Source organism: Streptomyces sp. NPDC052107, assembly GCF_040680215.1.
Lineage (GTDB): Bacteria > Actinomycetota > Actinomycetes > Streptomycetales > Streptomycetaceae > Streptomyces.
Map to the genome: position 1 here is coordinate 76,065 of NZ_JBFAWG010000023.1, position 15,199 is coordinate 91,263.

At 70.0% G+C, this 15,199-nt stretch carries 10 protein-coding genes and 1 pseudogene; 4 read left to right on the plus strand and 7 right to left on the minus strand.

The features are described from left to right. Positions 1-30 precede the first annotated feature (30 nt). The gene (gene lexA / locus AB0M27_RS24505) at positions 31-810 is read left to right on the plus strand and encodes a transcriptional repressor LexA (protein WP_055710152.1); all 780 of its coding nucleotides are present in this window, start codon (positions 31-33) and stop codon (positions 808-810) included. A gap of 155 nt (positions 811-965) precedes the next feature. On the opposite strand, the gene AB0M27_RS24510 is transcribed toward lexA, so the two are convergent. From AB0M27_RS24510 to AB0M27_RS24525, 4 genes are all read right to left on the minus strand, one after another. Further along, positions 966-2,957 carry an ATP-dependent DNA helicase gene (locus AB0M27_RS24510; RefSeq protein ID WP_365724066.1) on the minus strand — a complete coding sequence of 664 codons (1,992 nt, stop codon included), beginning with the start codon at positions 2,955-2,957 and terminating at the stop codon, positions 966-968. A 364-nt stretch (positions 2,958-3,321) separates the two neighbouring features. Beyond that, entirely contained in the window at positions 3,322-4,014 is a 693-nt protein-coding gene (locus AB0M27_RS24515) for a GNAT family N-acetyltransferase (protein WP_365724069.1), read from the minus strand. A 176-nt stretch (positions 4,015-4,190) separates the two neighbouring features. Further along, positions 4,191-6,146, minus strand: a complete 1,956-nt coding sequence (locus AB0M27_RS24520; protein WP_365724071.1) for an IucA/IucC family protein — start codon at positions 6,144-6,146, stop codon at positions 4,191-4,193. Positions 6,147-6,428: 282 nt separating this feature from the next. After that, positions 6,429-7,865 carry a diaminobutyrate--2-oxoglutarate transaminase family protein gene (locus AB0M27_RS24525; protein ID WP_365724108.1) on the minus strand — a complete coding sequence of 479 codons (1,437 nt, stop codon included), beginning with the start codon at positions 7,863-7,865 and terminating at the stop codon, positions 6,429-6,431. A 505-nt stretch (positions 7,866-8,370) separates the two neighbouring features. On the opposite strand from AB0M27_RS24525, the gene AB0M27_RS24530 reads away from it, so the two are divergent. The 3 genes from AB0M27_RS24530 (at position 8,371) to AB0M27_RS24540 (ending at position 11,007) form a co-directional block, all read left to right on the plus strand. Further along, a complete protein-coding gene (locus AB0M27_RS24530; RefSeq protein WP_365724073.1) occupies positions 8,371-9,594 on the plus strand; it encodes a hypothetical protein in 1,224 nt (407 codons plus the stop codon). A gap of 341 nt (positions 9,595-9,935) precedes the next feature. Next, entirely contained in the window at positions 9,936-10,130 is a 195-nt protein-coding gene (locus AB0M27_RS24535; RefSeq protein ID WP_365724075.1) for an integrase core domain-containing protein, read from the plus strand. Positions 10,131-10,518: 388 nt separating this feature from the next. Then, positions 10,519-11,007 carry an FtsX-like permease family protein gene (locus tag AB0M27_RS24540; protein WP_365724077.1) on the plus strand — a complete coding sequence of 163 codons (489 nt, stop codon included), beginning with the start codon at positions 10,519-10,521 and terminating at the stop codon, positions 11,005-11,007. A 117-nt stretch (positions 11,008-11,124) separates the two neighbouring features. On the opposite strand, the pseudogene AB0M27_RS24545 reads toward AB0M27_RS24540, so the two are convergent. From AB0M27_RS24545 to AB0M27_RS24555, 3 genes and pseudogenes are all read right to left on the minus strand, one after another. Beyond that, positions 11,125-11,889: pseudogene (locus AB0M27_RS24545) on the minus strand (helix-turn-helix domain-containing protein); the annotation flags it as partial. Between the two features lie 54 nt (positions 11,890-11,943). Continuing rightward, the gene (hflX, locus tag AB0M27_RS24550) at positions 11,944-13,434 is read right to left on the minus strand and encodes a GTPase HflX (protein ID WP_365724079.1); all 1,491 of its coding nucleotides are present in this window, start codon (positions 13,432-13,434) and stop codon (positions 11,944-11,946) included. Positions 13,435-13,592: 158 nt separating this feature from the next. After that, positions 13,593-15,152 carry a M1 family metallopeptidase gene (locus AB0M27_RS24555; RefSeq protein ID WP_365724081.1) on the minus strand — a complete coding sequence of 520 codons (1,560 nt, stop codon included), beginning with the start codon at positions 15,150-15,152 and terminating at the stop codon, positions 13,593-13,595. Positions 15,153-15,199 lie beyond the last annotated feature (47 nt).

Sequence of the window (15,199 nt, forward strand, 5' to 3'; positions counted from 1 at the left end):
CCAGCAGGGAGACCATCGAGAGGGGCCGACGTGACCACCACCGCAGACAGTGCCACCATCACCGCCCAGGACCGCTCCCAGGGACGAGTCGAGCCGGTACATGTGATGAACGAAGCCACGAATCCCGAGGGGCACAAGCGCTCCCTGCCGGGCCGACCTCCAGGTATCCGGGCGGACAGCTCCGGACTCACCGACCGGCAGCGCCGCGTGATCGAAGTCATCCGGGACTCCGTACAGCGGCGCGGTTACCCGCCGTCGATGCGGGAGATCGGCCAGGCCGTCGGCCTCTCGAGCACCTCCTCGGTCGCGCACCAGCTGATGGCGCTGGAGCGCAAGGGCTTCCTGCGCCGCGACCCGCACCGCCCGCGCGCGTACGAGGTCCGCGGATCGGACCAGGCCGTGACCGTGCAGCCCACGGACACCGCCGGCAAGCCCGCCGCGTCGTACGTCCCGCTGGTCGGCCGCATCGCCGCCGGTGGCCCCATCCTCGCGGAGGAGTCCGTCGAGGACGTCTTCCCTCTCCCCCGCCAGCTCGTCGGCGACGGTGAACTGTTCGTCCTCAAGGTCGTCGGCGACTCCATGATCGAGGCCGCGATCTGCGACGGCGACTGGGTCACCGTCCGTCGCCAGCCGGTCGCCGAGAACGGCGACATCGTGGCAGCGATGCTCGACGGCGAAGCCACCGTCAAGCGCTTCAAGCGCGAGGACGGCCATGTCTGGCTCCTCCCGCACAACGCGGCCTACGAACCGATCCCCGGCGACGACGCGACCATTCTGGGCAAGGTCGTCGCGGTGCTGCGGCGCGTGTGACGCCTGCGGCGGGCGGGCCGTACGGCCGGCTCGCTCCCTGACCGGGCCCCGGAACCCCTGCGCCGGTTCCGGGGCCCTGCTGTGCCCAAGGGTGCTCGCCCGTGTTTTCGCGTGTGGGGGCTGGCCTGACCAGCGCCGGTCAGGCCAGCTCGCGATCACTTCACCTCGACCTGCTGCGCTTCCGCCGCCTTCGCCGTCGCGTCGATCGCCGCGAGCGACTTGCGCACCTGGTTACGGTCCATGGTGTACCAGAAGTCCGGCAGTGATGCCTTGAGATAGCCGCCGTACCGTGCTGTGGCCAGCCGCTGGTCCAGTACGGCGACCACGCCCCGGTCCCCCGACGCCCGGACGAGCCGTCCGGCGCCCTGGGCCATGAGCAGGGCCGCGTGGGTGGCGGCCACCGCCATGAAGCCGTTGCCGCCCGCGTCCTCCACCGCCTTCTGCCGGGCACTCATCAGCGGATCGTCGGGACGAGGGAACGGGATCTTGTCCATCACGACCAGCTGACAGCTCGGCCCGGGGACATCGACGCCCTGCCAGAGGGACAGGGTGCCGAACAGGCAGGTCTTCGGGTCGGCCGCGAAGTTTTTGATCAGTTCGCCGAGGGTCTCCTCGCCCTGGAGCAGGATCGGGAACTCGGGAATCCGGGAGCGCAGCTCCTCCGCCGCGAGCTGCGCGGCCCGCATGGACGAGAACAGCCCCAGGGTGCGGCCACCGGCCGCCCGGATGAGTTCGGTCAGCTCGTCGAGCATGTCGGAACGCTCGCCGTCCCGCGCGGGCCGCGAGAGATGCTTGGCGACATAGAGGATGCCCTGCCTGCGGTAGTCGAAGGGCGAGCCGACATCGACGCCCTTCCACTTCGGCAGGTCCTCGCCCTCGACGCCTTCGGGGCCGAGGCCCAGGGACGCACCGACGCCATTGAAGTCGCCACCCAGCTTGAGGGTCGCGGAGGTGAGGACGACGGCGCGGTCGGCGAAGAGCTTCTCCCTGAGCAGGCCCGAGACCGACATGGGAGCGACCCGCAGGGACGCACCGAAGCGGTCGTGCCGCTCGTACCAGACGACGTCCCACTCCGAGCCGTTCGCGACCCGCTCAGCCACGTCGTGCACCGTCTCCACCGAGGCCAGCGCCTGCTTGCGGACCGCGTCCTCGTCCTGCACCGACTTGTCACGCGTCGCGCCGATCGCGGACATGACCGTCCGGGCGGCGTCGCGCAGCGCCATCAGGGCAAAACCGAGGTCTTCCGGGATCTCCTCCAGACGACCGGGCAGGGCCAGCTCCATCAGCCGCTCGAAGCCCTCGGCGGCGGTCTGGAGCTGGTCGGCGGCCTTCTCGTTCACGAGCTTGGCGGCGCGGCGCACCGCTCGGTTGACCTGGCCGGGCGTGAGCTCGCCGGTCGCGACGCCGGTGACCCGCGAGACGAGTTCGTGAGCCTCGTCCACGATCAGCACCTCGTGCTGCGGAAGCACCGGCGCGCCCTCGATGGCGTCGATGGCGAGCAGCGCGTGGTTCGTGACCACGACTTCGGCGAGCTTGGCACGCTCGCGGGCCATCTCCGCGAAGCACTCGGCGCCGTAGGCACACTTCGAAGCGCCCAGACACTCTCGCGAGGACACCGACACCTGCGCCCAGGCGCGGTCGGACACGCCCGGAGTGAGGTCGTCCCGGTCGCCGGTCTCCGTCTCGTCCGACCAGTCCCGCAGCCGCAGCAGGTCCTGGCCCAGCCTGCTGGTGGGCGCGGCGGCCTCGAACTGGTCGAAGAGGCCGTCCTCCTCGTCCTGCGGCATGCCCTCGTGCAGGCGGTGCAGACAGAGATAGTTCGACCGGCCCTTGAGCATCGCGAACTCCGGGCGTCGGCGCAGCAGCGGGTGCAGGGCCTCGACCGTGCGGGGCAGGTCGCGTTCCACGAGCTGGCGCTGCAGCGCGAGTGTGGCCGTCGCGACGACCACCCGTTCCCCGTGCGCGAGCGCGGGCACGAGATAGCCGAGCGACTTTCCGGTGCCGGTGCCGGCCTGGACCAGCAGGTGGGATCCGTCGTCGATCGCCTCGGCAACCGATTCGGCCATGGTCACCTGGCCGGGGCGCTCCGTGCCGCCGACAGCGGCGACAGCGGCATGCAGGAGTTCGGGGAGTGAGGGCTTCGTCATAGCCCGACCACCCTACGGCCCGGCACTGACAAACGGGCGATCACGACGGGGAGGGATGGCGGGATCACGGCCGGGCTCCTGAGTGGGGTGGGCAGCGGAGGGCGAGGGAGGGCTGGGAAGAGCCGGGGAGGGCTGAGGGCGCGGACAGAGGTGGCGGGTCAAGGGGACAAGGCTCAGGGGACAGGCAGGTGCAGGCGGACAGACAGGTTCAGGGGCGGCCGGCTGGTGGGTGCTGACTGTTGTGTGGCCAGTGACTGGTGATGCCGGCGAGGTGATCTCCCCTCGCTTCGAGGATTCCTCGGAACGAGTGGGAACCCAAGCGCCGCGAGCGGTGTACCAAATGTGAACGCGTCGTCACTCGGCGCTACAGCACATCGCGCAGGACTCGGTCCCGGATCACGAGGGCGGCCCGCTTGCCGGGCAGGTCGACCTCGTCCGCGTACCGGAAGCCGGCGCTCAGGAACGCTGCGACGGAGGGGGTGTTGCCAAGAGCGGGTTCCGCTACGACCCGTGCACACGCGGGCCGCCGGTCGAGGATCAGGTCGGCTACGGCGCGGAGCAGGGTGGATCCCAGCCCCCGCCCTCGATCCGCCGCATCGCCGACGAGGAGGTGGATCCCGGTGTCATGGGGGCGGGCAGGGTAGTGGCGGGCCAGCGGATCCAGGTCTGCCCGGTAGATCTCCCAGTAGCTCATCGGTGTGCCGTCCAGCATGCCGAGACACGGCATGCTGCGTCCGTCACCGTCGAGTTGAGCGCGCAGGTGGTCCTCCGTCCGGTTCTGGGGCCCGGCCAGCTTCCAGAATTCCGCGACGGCGGGGTCGTTCATCCAGCGACGGATGAGTGGCAGGTCTGCATCGATACGGACGGGAACCAGTTGGAAGCAGCCGACGCGAGTGACCACCGGACCCCACGTGGAGAGCTGGTCCAGAAGGTAGGCCGTGCCTCCGGCGAAGAGCGCGAGGAACTCCGCGGGCAGATGTAGGTCCAGCGTGTCCTCGCAATCCCCGTCGTCGTCATCGATGGCGAACCCGGTGAACGGGGACCTCCGGGCACCCATGCTGTCTGCTCGGGGACCAACGGTGCGCTCGTGGGCTGGAGCGCCGGTGTGGGCGGGGGCGCCCGGGCGGGCAGGGCTGGGGCCGGCGGTCGCGTCGGTGGGAGGCAAGGTGCGCTCCTCTCAGGAGACGAGGTGGGTCATGGTCCTCGGAAGTGCGGGGAGAAGGTTCGATTCAGTCAGGAATGAAGGGGGTTGGCGATGGTGACGTAGACGGACTGGGTGTCGACCGGGCCGACGAGTTCATCGAGGCCGTGCAGCCGGGTCAGCAGGTTGGCCTTGCAGCGCAGCACGGGTGAGTCGAGCAAGCGGCGGGGCAGGATGGTGCGTAGTGCGTTGGGCCCTGTGGCGATGTCGGTGAGAAAGCGGCGGAAGGCCGCGAGGAGGAGCCGCTCGTCGGCCAGTCGTTGGGAGCCGAACGCACCGATCAGGCCGAGCACGTTGTTGATGGCGAGGTAGTAGGCGAAGCGTTCGTCGGTGACCTCGTCGGAGACGAACGTGTCGGTGCGCTCACCGATACCGGGCAGCCGGGCATCCAGTTCGGCTCGCCGGGACTCGCGGAAGTAGTAGCCCTGGTTGTCACGGTAATAGCCGCCGGCGGGCCAGCCGTGGCCGTCGAGCAGCAGCAGGGTGTTCTGCTGGTGCGCTTCGAGGGCGATGCCGGCCTCGCTGTCCAGCCAGAGCACGGGACGGACGACCTGCTCGAGGTAGCGGAGGAACCACTCCGCGGCAACGGCTCCGACGGGCTGCCCGGTACGTGCGGCGAGCCTCGCAACGAGCTGGGCCAGCCGGGAGCACATGGGCCAAGTCGACTGCTGGATCGAGGGGTTGCTTTCCGGTTCGGGAAGGACCCGGGGCGAGACGAGCCCGGCGACACAGCCGACGTCGTCGGTCGGGCTGAACGGGTTGTGCCTGATCATCACGTCGAGTCCGGGCACGGGCCGGCCGTCCGGGCCGTCGACGGCGAGCCAGGCCGGGTCGCGGACGATGTCGAAGCCGGGGTGTACGGCCTGCCATTGCTTGGACAGGCCGGTGCGCAGCAGCCGGTGCACCTCGACTCCCCGATGGAGTTCCTTGCGCAGGTTCTCCCGGCGGGAGTTGGTGATGCGCAGACCCAGCGACAGCTTCAGCATCGCGGGGACGCCGGATCGGTGGACTGTGCGCACGGAGGAGGTGGGATGCCAGCCGGTGCCGAGCGGACCGAGGTCACGAAGGAGACCGGAGTCGAACAGCGCGGCGACGGGTTCGCGATGGCGCAGGTCTCGGGCCTGCCAGGGGTGCAGAGGGAGGGCGGCATGGCCGTCGGGCAGGGGAAGGGCGGTTTCGGCGAGGCGCCGGGTGAGCTGGTCGGCGGGGACGGGACGACCGCGCTCGGTCCAGGCCGAGTCGGTTGCGAGGAGAGAGGGGGCGACAGCCACCCAATGCAGGGGAAAGGAGCCGCGCAGCTCTGGTGAGTAGAGGCGGGCTTCTGCCTCGGTCAGGCCTTCCCGGCTCTTGGGGGTCGGGTGCAGAGGGTGTCCGAGGAGGAGGGCCTGCTCGGCGGAGAGGAAGAGGTCGGGGCCGTCGGTGGGGTGCTCGCGCCGGTCGCGGATGAAGGTCGCGGTGCGGCGGAGGGAGTCGGCCACCCTGGCCACGAGATCGCCGTCGTCGTGGGGGCCGGCCGCACTGGAGTTCTGGGCGCGGGAGGTGCCGCCCGTGTCACCGGATGTCTCCCGGGCGAGCAGCGCCGCCAAGGTGACGGCGTCGACGGCCGGGGCGGCATCGTGGGTGCCGGTCAGGTGTGGTGGGCCGAAGCGGTGCGAGCCGGTCGGCGACCAGTAGCGGATCGGTACGAGGAGGGAGATGCCACTGGCCGGAAGCGGGAGGCGCAAGGTGCCATCGGTGGGGGCGGCGAGGTTGGTCTCGCGTACCCAGCAGCGCAGCAGGTTCTCCACGGCCGCGGCTTGGGCCGCGATGTGCGGGTCGGGGTGTTCCAGCAGGTCGGCGCCGGGCTCGGTCACTCGGGTGAGATCCGCGGTGCGCCTCTTCTGCTGGGGAACCGACTCGGCGAGCGGCACGGGAAAGGCCGGGGTACCGGAGTCTCCCCGTTCGTCGGGAGCGTCGGAGCTGCCGTCGGGAGTGGGAGTGGCGTTCATGACGGCTCCTCGTGGCTGGCTGGGGTGGTGCTTGGCTCGGGCCGTCGCTCGGGCACCGCTCCTTCGAGGCCGATGGTTGCCTCGGCGGCGTCGACGGTCGGCTTGGCCGTGTCGGAGGGCCAGGTCGGCGGGGAAGGCGGGCGCGGGCGAGAGGGCTGTGGGTGTGTCATGGGAGGCCGTTTCGGCCTGAACGTCCTTGGAAATAGGTGAAGTTGGGTGAGAAGGGTCAGGGTTCGGAAGGCCGGTGCGGGCGTCGAGGGTCGGACGGCGTGGGTGCGGGTGTCAGCCCGCGCGTTGGCCAGAGCCGTGGTGTCTGCCCCGGTGTGGGCCGTGCTGTTCGTGACTGCGGGCGACTGCGGCCACCGCGTCCGACAAGCGGTCCAGAACGGCTGCCGCCTGCTCCTCGCTGATCGTGAGCGGGGGAAGCAGCCGGACCACTGCCGAGTGGCGGCCGCCGAGTTCGACGATCAGGCCGCGCTGGAGGCACTCCCGCTGTACAGCCACGGCGAGCTCGGGCGCGGCCGGACACGGGGTGTGGGCGGGTTCCAGACCCGGGGTCGCGGGGTGGTGGTCGACGGTCTCGGATCCAGCGCGTGCCGGGTCCACCAGCTCGACCCCGATCATCAGTCCCCGCCCCCGCACCTCGCCTACGCAATCGAACGTGTCGCACAGTTCCCCGAGTTGGCTGAGCATGCGGGAGCCGAGGTCGGCCGCTCGTTCGGCGAGCCCGTTTTCTCGGACATGGGTGAGGGTGGCGGTGCCCGCGGCCATGGCGAGTTGGTTGCCTCGGAAGGTTCCCGCGTGGGCGCCGGGTTGCCAGACGTCGAGATCGTCGCGGTAGACGATCACGGCCAGCGGGAGGCTGCCGCCGATGGCCTTGGACAGGACCATGACGTCAGGGGTGATGCCGCTGTGGTCGACGGCCCAGAAGGCGCCCGTCCTGCCCACTCCGGTCTGGATCTCGTCGGCGATCAGTGGGATGGACCGGTCCGCGGTGAGTCGGCGCATACGGCGCAGCCAGTCGTCCGGGCCGGGAATCACTCCGCCCTCGCCCTGGACGGGTTCGAGGATCATCCCGGCGGGCAGGGACACGCCCGACTTGGGATCGTCGAGGAGGGACTCGGTCCAGCGGGCGGCGAGTTCGGCACCGCGCGGTCCGCCGACACCGAAGGGGCAGCGGTAGTCCTGCGGATAGGGCAGGCGGGCGACCTGGACGTCATGGGCTCCGCCGGAGGCGGCCAGGGCGCCGGCGGTCATGCCGTGGTAGGCACCGGTGAAGGCGAGGATGCCGGTGCGACCGGTCGCGGCCCGGACCAGTTTGAGGGCGGCCTCGACGGCGTCGGTACCGGCCGGACCGCAGAACTGGACACGGGCGCGGTCGGCGAGGCCGGGCGGGAGGGTGCGGAACAGCTCGGTGATGAAGGCGTCCTTCACGGGGGTCGCCAGGTCGAGGACGGAGAGAGGAGCGCCGGAGTCGAGGACCCTGCGGATGGCTTCCAGTACGACCGGATGGTTGTGACCGAGGGCGAGTGTGCCGGCGCCGGAGAGACAGTCCAGATAGCGGCGGCCGTCGGCGCCCTCGATGGTGAGCCCTCGTGCCCGGACCGGGACGATGGGCAGGGCCCGGGCATAGGTGCGTGCGGAGGATTCACGCGCCGACTGGCGTCTGAGGATCCCCTCGTGCACGGCACGCTCTTCCCCGTGCATGCCCCCAGCCATCGACTCCGTAACGGCCACGGCTCGCTTTCCTCCCCGCTGTCCAGAGGCGAGTTGATCCCCGGGGACCGCATTCAGACAGCTGGCCCCCCACCGCTACAACCGCGCACCGTTCGACGAGTTACGGGTTGGCGCAAAATCATTGCCACGACGGGACGACGGCAGCCTCGATGTGGTGGCGTGGAAGGGCGGTCCGCCGGCGCATTGCACGGCTCCGTGCGGCGCGCTCTGGCGGTCGGACGGGCGGGAACGGCGGTCGAAAAAGGGCGGCGGCCCGGAAACCCGGTATCGGTGAGCGGACGTCAACTCATGCAATCCAGGGATGGTTGGCCTGGTCAGACGGCTTGTAGCCGAACCGTTGCCGTTCCGTGGGAAGTCCCCCACAGCGAGCGCATAGTGTGTGATGCCGTTCCTGGACGGTCGTGAGATCGGCATGAACTCCCCGTGAGTTCTCGGCCGGTCGCACGACCGAAGCGCCGAGTACCTTCACAGCAGGGGGAATCACAGCATGCGATCCATACGGCCGTCGTTCACTGTTCGGCGAGGGAGGGGCTCCCGCCGCACCTCCCCCGCCCTCGCGGCGGTCGCCCTCGCCTCGGCGCTGGCATTGACCGCCACCGCCTGCAACGGCGACGACAAGGCCGACGGCAAGCCGACCGCCTCGGCGACCGCGGTCGGCGCCGGCGACGGAAAGATCAGGATCCCGGACGACCTCAAGCAGAGGCTCAAGGAGCACGGGATCGACATCGACAAGTGGAAGAACGGCGCCTGGAAGAACTGGAACAAGGAAGACTGGCTGCGCGAGGCCAACGACTTCATCAACCCGATCATCAAGGGCCTGTGGGATCCCGACCGGATGCGCCACGCCAACGACCCGAACAAGGGTGTCAACGACAACGACATATCCGGTGACCAGGGCGTGACGGACCCGACCCCGCAGCCGGTGAAGGCCCAGGCGGTCGCGCCGCCGTACCACACCAACGCGGCCGCCTCGGGCAAGGTGTTCTTCGACTCCCCCGAGGGTCACATGGTGTGCTCGGGCACGGTCGTGGAGGACCCCGCGCACCCGGGCAAGTCCAACCTCGTCTGGACAGCGGGTCACTGTGTGCACGCCGGTAAGAAGGGCGGCTGGTACCGCAACATGGCCTTCGTGCCGTCGTACAACAACTCCGGCAAGTCGGTCGCTCAGCTGCAGAACGCCAGCCGGTCAGAGATCGCCCCGTACGGTGTCTGGTGGGCCGACGCGGCGCGGACCTCGCAGCAGTGGATCGACCAGGGCGGTGAGACCGGCGGCAACGGTGCCCCTTACGACTTCGCGGTGATCCATGTGACGCCGGAGCAGGGCAACGGCGGCAAGTCGCTGGAGGAGACGGTCGGCGGGGCGCTGCCGGTGAACTTCGACGCTCCGGCGGTGCCGAAGGTCGACAGCATCACGGCGTCCGGCTACCCGGAGGCGGCTCCGTTCGACGGTCAGCTGCTCTACCAGTGCAAGGACAAGCCGGGCCGGCTGTCCATCGAGCAGTCGGCTCCGACGATGTACCGGATCGGCTGCACGATGACCGCGGGTTCCTCCGGCGGTGGCTGGGTGGAGACGGGTTCCGACGGTAAGCCGGCGCTCGTGTCCAACACGTCGATCGGTCCGGTGACTTCTGGCTGGCTGGCCGGTCCGCGGCTGGGGTCCGTGGCCAAGGGTGTGTATGAGTCGGTGAGCAAGAAGTTCGCCGGGCAGTAAGGGCGGAAGCGTCGCCCTTTCGCCGTAGGGGTGACTGCGCGTCGGCGACTGACGGTCGTCGGTGGTTGCTCGCGGCCACGCGGCGGAGCCGCATATCGATGCGGCCCCGTGCCCTCACAGGGCGCTGAAAGGCCCGCTCCCTCGAAGGGCGCCTTCTAGGGGTCGTCGCAACACCTGATCACTGGCGTGTATGGCGAGCAGTCTAAGCAGCGGCTCGGCTGGGAACTCCCAGCCGAGCCGTTGTTGCATCGTTGACGGCGGCGTGGTGCTTTGCCGCTTCGGTGGCGGCCGCCTGAGCAATCCACAGAGAAGTCATCGCCTGCCCTGCTCCTCACCCCTGAGTGACCAGGCCCAGAATGAAGCCACATGAACGACGGATCGACCCTTGGCACGACGCTGGCCAGGTCGAACGCGCCGTCGTGCAATGGGTCGGCTGGTACAACACCGAGCGCCTGCACTCCGCACTCGACTACCTCCCACCCGAGGAGTTCGAAGCGGCCTACTACCGTTCTTTGGCCACCCCGAACGCAGCCTGAAACACACAAGATCGGCCGCTACGAAACTCGGGGTGCCTCACAGCGCGTGGTCTTCCTCGCTGACGGCCAGGTGACCGGCGAGCTGGCCGAGCCGACAGCCGAGACCGTGGCCCTGCGGATGGCGGCGCTGGAGCCCGGCGAGAGCGAGACGAAGCCGTGCTGAGTATCGCCGCAGCCACCCTCCGGCACCGTCTGATGGGCTTTGCGGGCGCCTTCCTCGCCCTCGCCCTCGGCACGACGATGATCGGCATGATGACGCTGCCCCTGGCGGCCACCTTCGGCACGCCGCATCCGGGGCCGCAACGGTTCAAGGAAGCCTTGACCGTCATCGCGCCGCAGGGCAACGGCGGGCCCGGGCCGGCCGCTCGACGAGCGGCAGACGGCCGCGGTGAACCAGGCGCTGGCCGGCTCCGGCGCACACGTCCTGACCTACGGCGCCCACCTGGAGGCCCAGCGCGCGCACGCCGCCGAGCAGACGAACAACGCCGCGGTGGTCATCCTTGGGATCGCACTGGCCTACGCGCTGATCGCGGTCGCCAACACGCTGATCATGGCGATGCCCGGGCGGCGGCAGGAGTTCGCCCTGCTCGGGCTGGCCGGCACGGTGCGCAGTCAGATCGTGAAGGTCGCCGCCGCCGAGGCTGCCGTGGCGGTGGTCGTCGGCACCGTGCTCGCCGCCGTGGCGACCGGACTCGCCGCGGTGACCCAGCACGTCTCGCTGAGCAAACTCGTGACCGGCGCGCCGGCGGAGATCCCGTGGGCGCAGGTCCTGGGGACCGTCGCGCTCTGCGCCCTCGTCACCGTGGTCACCGCGTCGGGAGCGACCTGGCATGCGACCCGCCGACGCGCGATCGAGGCCGCAGGCATCCGCGAGTAGGGCCTGGCCGGGACCACGCGCGGGCCGCTGGTTCGTTCCCACCTCTCGTCAGCCACTGTCGCCAGCGGCTGCTTGGCGTCCCTGCCGAGCGCCCTGGCGCTGTCAAAACCGGTGAAGCCGGTCGCTGATCACGACCATCGGGTCGCGGAAGCGGGGCTGGCGTTGCTGGGCCTGGCGGTGGGGCTTGCGCCGGACACGGCCGGTGCGCAATGCGGTAGCCAGTTCTCGGCGGAGTTCGCCGCGGCCCTGGACGTAGAGGGCCCGGTAGACCGTCTCGTGGACCACGTGCATCTCCGGCCGGTTGGGGAAGCGTGCGCGCAGAGCCTGACAGATCTGCTCCGGGCTCCACCGCCTGTCGAGGTGGCGTTGGATGAAGTTCCGCAACTCCGGGCTCTGGGCTATCTTCCCGTGCTTCGGCCGGGGCCGGCGGGCATCGGAGCGAGCCTGGGCAGCGTGCGGACGGTAGTGCCACTGGCCGCGGGTGCCGACAGTGCGGTTGCGGCGGATCTCCCGGCTCACGGTGGACGGGCTGCGGCTGAGTTCCGAGGCCATCGCACGGACCGGTGCTTTCTCCCGCAGCCGGTCAGCGATGTAGATCCGCTCATCGACCTGGAGGTACCGGGATCCAGCAGAAGGCGGCACCACCGGTTCGACCGGTGGTGCCGCCTTCTGCTTGGTATCCGCTCTGCGACCGTTGCGCCACCGGCGCCCGGTCTTGGCGTTGATGCCGATGATGCGGCACGCCTGGTTGTTGCTGAGGCCCTGCTGCATGAGCTGGAAGTATGTCTCCCGCTCACGCAGCAGCTTCTTCCGCCCCTGCGCTGTCCGGATCTCCCGGATCTTGAAGTCCGTCGCATCCCCTGAGCTGGGGTGTTGCGACAACCACTAGAAGGGAAGAAAAGAGGGAGCGGGCCTTTCGTGCAGCGCAGCCTTGGATCAAGTCGCGGAGACCGGTGCGTAGGGCGCCAGGTCCGCCGCCAGTTCCTCGTGCACCCGGACCTTGAGCAGGGTGCCCTCCGCAGTGTGCTCCTCGGAGATCACCTCGCCCTCGGTGTGGGCGCGGGCGACGAGCTTGCCGTGCGTGTACGGCACGAGCACCTCGATCTCGACCGACGGGCGCGGCAGATCGTTGTCGATCAGGGCGAGCAGTTGCTGGATGCCCCGGCCGGTGCGGGCCGAGACGGCGATGGAGCGCTTCTCGACCCTGAGCAGCCGCTGGAGGACCAGCGGGTCGGCCGCGTCCGCCTTGTTGATCACGACGATCTCGGGCACATCGGTGGCGCCGACGTCCCGGATCACCTCACGCACGGCGGCGAGCTGCTCCTCCGGGGTCGGGTGCGAGCCGTCCACCACGTGAAGGATCAGGTCGGCGTCGCCGACCTCCTCCATGGTGGAGCGGAACGCCTCGACCAGGTGGTGCGGCAGGTGGCGTACAAAGCCGACGGTGTCCGCCAGCGTGTAGAGCCGGCCGCTCGGGGTCTCCGCCCGCCGGACGGTCGGGTCCAGGGTCGCGAACAGGGCGTTCTCGACCAGGACACCGGCGCCCGTGAGGCGGTTGAGCAGGGAGGACTTGCCGGCGTTGGTGTAGCCCGCGATGGCGACGGACGGCACCTTGTTGCGCCGGCGCTCCTGGCGCTTGATCTCGCGGCCGGTCTTCATGTCCGCGATCTCCCGACGCATCTTCGCCATCTTTTCGCGGATCCGTCGCCGGTCCGTCTCGATCTTGGTCTCACCGGGGCCGCGCGTGGCGAGGCCGCCGCTGCCGCCACCCATCTGCCGGGACAACGACTGACCCCAGCCGCGCAGCCTGGGCAGCATGTACTGCATCTGGGCGAGCGCGACCTGCGCCTTGCCCTCTCGGGACTTGGCGTGCTGGGCGAAGATGTCCAGGATTAGGGCCGTACGGTCGATGACCTTGACCTTGACGACGTCCTCCAGCTGGATCAGCTGGCCCGGGCTCAGCTCACCGTCGCAGATGACCGTGTCGGCGCCCGTTTCGAGGACGATGTCGCGCAGCTCCTGGGCCTTGCCGGAGCCGATGTAGGTGGCCGCGTCGGGCTTGTCGCGGCGCTGGATCACGCCGTCGAGCACGACCGCGCCCGCCGTCTCCGCGAGGGCGGCCAGCTCCGCGAGGGAGTTCTCGGCGTCCTGCGCTGTGCCGGTGGTCCACACCCCGACGAGCACGACCCGCTCCAGGCGGAGCTGCCGGTACTCGACCTCGGTGACGTCCTCCAGCTCGGTGGACAGGCCCGCCACACGGCGCAGGGCCGCGCGCTCGGAGCGGTCGAACTGCTCGCCGTCCCGCTCGCCGTCGATCTCGTAGCTCCAGGCGTCGTCCTCTTCCATCAGGGCATCGGCCCGAAGACCCTCGGGATAGGCGTGCGCGAGGCGCTTGGCGTCCTGGGAAGGGGAAGAAGAGGAGGTCATTGGATCCTTACGTCGAAGGGATGCCGTTACGGCGTCTGTAGGGCGGTCCTTGTGGACCGCTCATGTGGGTCAACGTATGAGTACCCCGGGAGATTCCCGTGGCCCGTCTCGCGCCGACCCGAAAATGGTCGCACGAGGCGGCCCGTCTCGTCACCGTGTTATCGCCCGCTCCGCGGCGCCTCGCGCCCGGCGGTCTCGGACGGTGCCTGCTGCTTCCAGTCCGGGTGGCCGGGCATCGGCGGGGTCTTCTCGCCGTACAGCCAGGCCTTGAAGAAGCCGCTCAGGTCGCGGCCGGAGACGGTCGAGGCCAGCTGGACGAAGTCGGCGGTGGTGGCGGTGGAGTCCCGGTGTTCACGGACCCAGGTCCGTTCCAGCCGCTCGAAGGCCGGTCGGCCGATCTCCTGGCGCAGGGCGTAGAGGACCAGGGCGGCGCCGTCGTACACGTTGGGCCGGAAGATGCCGATCTTCTGGCCGCGGGCGGGCGGCTTGGGCCGGGCGGGCGGGCCGCCAGCCTCGCGCCAGCGGTCGGAGGCGCTGTAGGCGGCCTTCATCCGGTCCTTCATGGGCCGGTGCGCGGTCTCCTCGGCGTACAGCTCCTCGTACCAGGTGGCGTGGCCCTCGTTCAGCCAGACGTCGGACCAGGTGTGGGGGCTGACGCTGTCGCCGAACCACTGGTGGGACAGCTCGTGCACCATGATCGACTCGACGTACCACTTGGGGTAAGCAGGCTCGGTGAACAGGTTCTCCTCGAAGAGGGAGAGGGTCTGTGTCTCCAGTTCGAACCCGGTGGAGGCCTGTGCCGTGAGCACGCCGTACATCTCGAAGGGGAACTTCCCGACCTTGCTCTCCATCCAGGCGATCTGGCCGGGAGTCTTGGCAAGCCAGGGTTCGAGGGCCTTGGCGTCGGTGCCGGGCACCACGTCCCGCATGGGCAGCCCGTGCGGTCCCTCGCGGTGCAGCACGGCGGAGCGGCCGATGGACACCTGGGCGAGTTCGGTGGCCATGGGGTGCTGGGTGCGGTAGGTCCAGGTGGTGGTGCGGCCGATCCGGTCCGCTCCGGCGGGCAGACCGTTGGCCACGGCCGTGTAGCCGTTCGGGGCGGTGATGTGAAAGGTGAACATCGCCTTGTCGGACGGGTGGTCGTTGCACGGGAAGACCAGGTGGGCGGCGTCGGCCTGGTTGGCCATGACGAGGCCGTCGGAGGTGCGCACCCAGCCGCCCTCCTGGTCCTTGGCGGAGACGGGATCGCTGGTGTGCCGCACGGTGATGCGGGTCCAGTTGCCCTTCGCGATGCCGTGAGCCGGGGTGACGACCAGGTCCTCGCCGGCGCTGGTGAAGGCCGCTGGACGCCCGTCGACCTCGACGGTCTGCACGGTGCCGTGGGTGAAGTCGAGGTTGATCCGGTCCAGGTCGGCGGTGGTCCAGGCGTCGATGGTCGTGACGGCCTGCAGCGGCTTGTCGTTGGTGCCGGGGTAGGTGAAGGACAGGTCGTACGACGCCACGTCGTAGCCCGGGTTGCCGAGGTCCGGGTAGAGCCGGTCGCCGACGCCGAGGGAGCCGGTCGGGGCCGCGGCGGCGCAGAGGCAGACGGAGACGGCGGAGGCGAGCAGGGCCACCTTCCGGTGCCGGGAGACCCTGGGCTGGGTCCGGGACTGGTTCCTGGGCTGGGTCCGGGACGCGGAGCAGGCACGGAGGCCGACACGAGGGTTGAGCAGCATGCACCACCGCTACCAGTGCGTTCCCGCGCTACGACGGCGGCTCGCAC

What these genes read in the sequence shown, in the direction of transcription:
- AB0M27_RS24525 (WP_365724108.1), bottom strand. Translation starts at nt 7,865, where the DNA reads ATGGCTGGGGGCATGCACGGGGAAGAGCGTGCCGTGCACGAGGGGATC.
- AB0M27_RS24520 (WP_365724071.1), bottom strand. Translation starts at nt 6,146, where the DNA reads ATGAACGCCACTCCCACTCCCGACGGCAGCTCCGACGCTCCCGACGAA.
- hflX (WP_365724079.1), bottom strand. Translation starts at nt 13,434, where the DNA reads ATGACCTCCTCTTCTTCCCCTTCCCAGGACGCCAAGCGCCTCGCGCAC.
- AB0M27_RS24510 (WP_365724066.1), bottom strand. Translation starts at nt 2,957, where the DNA reads ATGACGAAGCCCTCACTCCCCGAACTCCTGCATGCCGCTGTCGCCGCT.
- AB0M27_RS24530 (WP_365724073.1), top strand. Translation starts at nt 8,371, where the DNA reads ATGCGATCCATACGGCCGTCGTTCACTGTTCGGCGAGGGAGGGGCTCC.
- AB0M27_RS24515 (WP_365724069.1), bottom strand. Translation starts at nt 4,014, where the DNA reads ATGGGTGCCCGGAGGTCCCCGTTCACCGGGTTCGCCATCGATGACGAC.
- AB0M27_RS24555 (WP_365724081.1), bottom strand. Translation starts at nt 15,152, where the DNA reads ATGCTGCTCAACCCTCGTGTCGGCCTCCGTGCCTGCTCCGCGTCCCGG.